General features: G+C 50.0%; 4 protein-coding genes. All 4 read right to left on the bottom strand.

The window, feature by feature from the left end:
- Nucleotides 1-177 precede the first annotated feature (177 nt).
- Entirely contained in the window at nt 178-807 is a 630-nt protein-coding gene (locus tag E5J99_RS20695; RefSeq protein ID WP_135499707.1) for a class I SAM-dependent methyltransferase, read from the bottom strand.
- Nucleotides 808-904: 97 nt separating this feature from the next.
- Nucleotides 905-2068: a class I SAM-dependent methyltransferase gene (locus E5J99_RS20690; RefSeq protein WP_135499706.1), complete on the bottom strand. Its 1164-nt coding sequence runs from the start codon at nt 2066-2068 to the stop codon at nt 905-907.
- A 56-nt stretch (nt 2069-2124) separates the two neighbouring features.
- A complete protein-coding gene (locus E5J99_RS20685) occupies nt 2125-3360 on the bottom strand; it encodes an HEXXH motif-containing putative peptide modification protein (protein ID WP_167852273.1) in 1236 nt (411 codons plus the stop codon).
- Between the two features lie 165 nt (nt 3361-3525).
- Nucleotides 3526-3678 carry a hypothetical protein gene (locus E5J99_RS21540; protein WP_167852272.1) on the bottom strand — a complete coding sequence of 51 codons (153 nt, stop codon included), beginning with the start codon at nt 3676-3678 and terminating at the stop codon, nt 3526-3528.
- Nucleotides 3679-4509 lie beyond the last annotated feature (831 nt).

The raw sequence follows: 4509 nt of genomic DNA, 5'->3' as shown, positions 1-4509 counted from the left end.
GGTCTGAAACTCGCGGGGGAAGGTGGGCATAGCAGAACGGTGTCGTTACCCAAAGCTAAGCCTGCCCTACCCGGCGGGTTTCTTTTTTGCCTCCTTACCAACCCCCAAAAGGCTAAAGTCAAGCTAACATGGTATAGAACTGCTTAGATATAGGTAACTGCCTAAGTATTGGGCCAATTAATATTTGCGGGCAACAACTGAAATAATGTGGCTGTGCTTCATGCTGCCGTCGGGTTGTGGCTGGTCTTTTTCGACTCCGTTGAGCATTTCCACCTCAAACCCGGCCAATAAAGCGTAGATGTCGACCAGGGAATGGAGCGTCGTATTGAATTCGGCACGCGCGGTGTGGCTCAGTCCGAAGAAGTGCCCGCAGAAGCGTCCGTTGCGCCGAATCAGCTGGCCTACATTGGCCCAAAACCCATTGAAATCGGCTGGTGGGCAGTAGGGCAGGCTGAAGCTGGCATTGACTAAATCGAACGTTGCCATCCGGGCTGCCGACAGCTCCTCGAAAGCCAGCAGCCGGGTAGTCAGCCGGGACATGTGGTGGGCTGGCATCTGGGTCAGCAGCGTGGCCAGCGCCTCCGGGTCGGAGTCTACCGCCACAACGTTCCAGCTACGGTTCAGCAGCTCTAGCGTATCGGCGCCGACGCCGCAGCCCAGGTCGAGGGCTAGGCCAGGGGCCGCAGGGGCATCAAAGAGTTGCAGGGCCGCAACCAGCGTTTTCCGGGGGGCAGCCAGCGCACCGTTCCCGGTTTGCGGACCAGGATGCCCCTGGCTAGCAATCATAGTTTTAGCCAACGTGTTCATATAATGAATATTTACATAATTCGATACAGATAACTTACCCGGCAAGCCGGTTTCTATTCGCTTGCCTTTTATTGCTACAACCCGGTAGCAAGGCTTCTTATAGCAGGCTGCTAACTGCTGCCCGAGGTGCTCGGTCCGTTATGGTCTGGCTAGCCGCTTCGTCTTCGGCCGTCAGAACCGCGCTGAAAAACCAGTTATGGTAGGTTTTGTAGGCAAGAGAAGCGGGCCTTAACAGATGGCTGGTCGTAACTTCCTGTTCCTGCACCACCCGAAATCCGTAGGATTCAAATACGCTACGCACTTCCTCGGCCGACAGGTGCGCGCTGATATCGGTAAAATGGTATTCGAGAGGGCCGAAATTGATGAATACGCCGCCCGGCCGCAGCACCCGCTTCACTTCGCCCAGATACTCGTGCAGAGGTACTGTATCGGTAAAATACACCGATACTACCGCCGCCACCGAGTTAGTAGGCAGGGGGATTTGTTTAACATCCGCCACCCAGTACTGCAACGAGTCCGGCGCAAGATTGGGCACCAGGTTGGCCGTGGCCCAGTGCTCAGTGGCTTGCTCGGCCAGGCTGCGGGCGTTTTTCGACTGAATGTCGTAAAATCGTACAGCGCCCTGCTCAGCTAAATTGTGGTATTGCCAGGCCATTGTCAGCGACAAATCAATGGCGTACACCTGCTCGAAGTCATCCTTGAGCATGGCGGCCACGCGGGCGGTGCCTGCGCCCAGCACTAGTGCCTGCCCCGGCTGGCTGGTGGTAGGTAGCCCGGCCCGTACGGCCCCGATGATAGTCTGGAGCTCTTGTTCATCCTCCGGCAATCCACACCAGTCCCTTTTCAGGTAGGAGAAGCTGCTGAGGTATGCCAGAGAGCGAAGCTTATCGGCTGGCCGCGCCAACAATAGCTCCGGCGGTAAGGAAGCCGCCAGCTGCTGCTGAATCCGGGCAATGTACACGGCATTAGTTGTCAGGGCCTCCCGCAGATACTGGGCCCGGGCCGCAGCCCACGGCTGCGCCGAGTTCTGCCGCAGTTTGGCCAGGGTTGCTTCAGTCTCCCGCAGGTACTTGTTGTACTGCCAATAGGTATTTACCCGGTACGAAACCGAGTCCGGAAGTATAAGCGGAATTCGGCCCGCAAAAACAATATAAGGCTGACAGCATCCTGCGCAAGTCAGCTCAGCCGCTTCGCTCGGGTGCTGAAGCAACTCTGCATGACAAATTGCGCACACTAGCTGGCCATACGTAAGGCTAGACATATACAATAGAGATAATTACTACAGATAACAATAGCGTATAGCAGCACACGCTCCTACTACCTTATACTGGGGTTGGCTTCCTTAAAAAGCGAGTAGGTAAACATAAAGGGTTGGTTGCTGACGTTGTAGTCTCTGACCACTGAGTCGAGGCGGCGGTACACAGCGGCGCAGCTGGAGTCCAGATGCTCGTACAATTCCAGGCCTTGGGGAGTGAGTACCCGGTCGTGCTCTATTCTTTCAATACCCGTGCGGAAACGCCTTCTGTTATCAGCCAGCCGGGCCACTATCTCACGTTGTTCGTCTCCCTCAAAAACGTTACTGTGGTAAAGCACTTCCAGGCATTCCGCAATTTTGGTCGTGGTAAACAACCCATGAAATGCAGAGAAAATCGTGCGCCGTTCCCGCGGGTTATAATTGAAAGCGGCAAGCGGGGCCATGGGATCAACCAGAAAATACTCTTTTTGATCGGCCATAATGGCGTAGAGCATATTATGCCCAAACTGATGAATCAGCTCTACGATAAAATAAATGACGCTATCAGTGGGAGTAGTGCTAATGAAAGAAATTCCGAGAGCAAAACCCGTTGCAAAAGGGCGCACAGCCGGGTTCTCAAATACCATTAGCCCTTTCGCTACCATCAGCAACTGGTGATGATATTCCGGGAGGTAGGTGCGGATAATGGCAAATGCTTTTTCAATGTCAGGGAGGCGCTTCGGTAATACGGTAGTAATATTTGCCTCCGGGAAGCTTGTTTCTGCTTGTACTTCTTCTGGCCCCTCCAGCTTATTAAACAGCTGATTTAATAATGTAGGGTTGCACTGATATAAATTGATACCAGTGCCTGCTACAGTCTGAAGCGGCTCAAGACGGGCCGAAATGGGCTGTCCATCCTGCGTAATAGACAATGAGTGAGTAGCCTGGCAATACGTCAAACTCAAAACAGTATTTTTACACGTGGTCTTGAAATACCCGAGGTTGGGCAGGTATACCCACCCCTTCCCGTCGCTGATTGCCGTGATGGTAGCCGGCCGATTTTCCGGCTTGATATACCCGTAGAGTATTTGTCGCAGCGGCATGGCCAGTGCATCGTCAGCAGTATGGCGGCCATTGTTGATGTAGGTAGCGCGACGATGTGCATTTACCATAGGCTCCAAGAAGATAGGGTCAGCCTCGAAGTTCAATAGATCAAAAAGCGCCGGGTCTTGCCTATGCACGTACAGCTTAATACGGTCGGCAACAAGTCCCAGCCCTGACTCTATTAAAGCCGTTTCGTTTATAACAGTGTAGTTCATGCTCATAACTTAACTTTACATGGAATAAATAAATTATATAGACAATAAAATAGCTATTGAAGTCTATAGCAAATAGCAGGATCTGTAATAATATACACTAAATCTAGTAGATACCATTACAAATCCTGCTTTTCCACTGTTAGCAAACCTAAAGTCTAGCTATACTTATTCGTGACAATCATTATAGCAGTTGTCCCACCAGCAATCTTTTTGTTCCACCGGAGTTTGACCACCATTTATTTGGTCCAGATTTAGGGTCAGATCATCTTTTTTCTGCTTGAAATCTTCCAAAGTCAAGCGATTTTTGTCTTCTTTCATTGTAGTAAGAATTTAAAATTATTTCATTTGGTCAGACAGGGTAAAGTCCTATCTGTACTTAAAACCGCTACTAGCATTATTCGTGGCAGTCTGCCTCTAAATCACAGATGATATAGTAACTAGTGCACTGATGTGCCATAGTTAGCCCGCCATTTACGTGCTCTAGTGCTTGTGTCATTAGGTTCTTTTTCTGCTTAAAATCTTCCAAAGCCAAGCGCGTCTGGGAAGTCTTGCTCAGGGAATACTTTATACGGAAACGCAGAAATTGAACTGAGCTTTCGCGCTCACATAACCGAGTTAAAAGGATTGCTTTTTAATTCATAATGAATAGGGTTAAAGTGAATAAATGAAATAACTAACGGCAACACTGAGCCCTCCAGTACCAAATCTGATTCGGTTACCGGGTGCGGAATAGTAAAGGACCAGGAGGGAGGGTTGGGTTAATTATAAAGAAGTGGCGTGCTAACGTTCGGTAGTGGGGTAATTGCTTAGCTATAAACTCAGGTATGATAGTTAATGTAATCCTAAATCTAGATGTTTTATTGATTATCACAAACATTACACAGGTTTTTTTGCGGCTTTTTTCGCTGATTTCTATTTGCTTATATATTAACTATTTGAATAGCAGAGTGTTGTTGCTGTTTATTGTCTGGTGCGAGGGCCTTCCGGAGCATATTACACTTACGGCTTAGCTCTGGACAGGGTGCTATAGCAGATTCGTGAACCATGTATCCTTATCGTTTGCCGGCTTGTGTGTGATAGCCGCAGTGGTCAAACCAGTTCCGGGCGTCCCGGCTGGTAATGCAGTCGATAGCCTGAGAGAGGGCCTGT

The organism is Hymenobacter elongatus (genome assembly GCF_004745955.1).
GTDB lineage: Bacteria > Bacteroidota > Bacteroidia > Cytophagales > Hymenobacteraceae > Hymenobacter > Hymenobacter elongatus.
Note: the sequence above shows the minus strand (reverse complement) of the source record. Positions and strands in the feature narration are given on the sequence as shown.